1 protein-coding gene and 1 pseudogene are annotated in these 500 nt (G+C 66.0%); both read left to right on the top strand.

The features are described from left to right. The first annotated feature begins 6 nt into the window (after positions 1 to 6). The gene (tnpB, locus tag Q2941_RS51930; protein ID WP_208068039.1) at positions 7 to 165 is read left to right on the top strand and encodes an IS66 family insertion sequence element accessory protein TnpB; all 159 of its coding nucleotides are present in this window, start codon (positions 7 to 9) and stop codon (positions 163 to 165) included. Positions 166 to 313: 148 nt separating this feature from the next. Next, a pseudogene (locus tag Q2941_RS51925) lies at positions 314 to 500 on the top strand (IS66 family transposase); the annotation flags it as partial.

Below are 500 nucleotides of genomic sequence, written 5' to 3'. Positions count from 1 at the left end.
CTGGGCATGTCGCTTTATGCCAAGCGGCTGGAGCGCGGCCGCTTCCTGTGGCCGTCGTCGGCTGATGGCGTGGTGACAATCACCCCAGCCCAGCTTGGCTACCTGCTGGAGGGCATCGACTGGCGGATGCCACAACATACCTGGCGACCGCAGGCGGCTGGCTGATCGCCGGGATTTGAATCGGGGGCACGATCAGCGGTTCGGACAGAGACCGCGTCTTGTGATTCTCTGGTCGGCGATGGGCGCCGATGATTCTCTTCCCGACGATGTGACCACGCTGCAGGCGATGCTGCGCGCCGAGCGAGCGGCCCGGTTGGCCGCGGAGAAGATTGCGGTGCCATCGTTCGAGCGCCGCAAGCCAGCCCGCCGGCCACTGCCGGAACATCTGCCACGGGAGCGCATCGTCTATCTGACACCTGCGATCTGCCCATGCTGCGGCGACAGCCGATGCGCAAGATTGGCGAGGACGTGACCGAGACGCTGGAGCTCGTTCCGCGCCA

It is taken from the genome of Bradyrhizobium sp. UFLA05-153 (genome assembly GCF_054185185.1).
Note: the sequence above shows the minus strand (reverse complement) of the source record. Positions and strands in the feature narration are given on the sequence as shown.

What these genes read in the sequence shown, in the direction of transcription:
- tnpB (WP_208068039.1), top strand. Translation starts at nt 7, where the DNA reads ATGTCGCTTTATGCCAAGCGGCTGGAGCGCGGCCGCTTCCTGTGGCCG.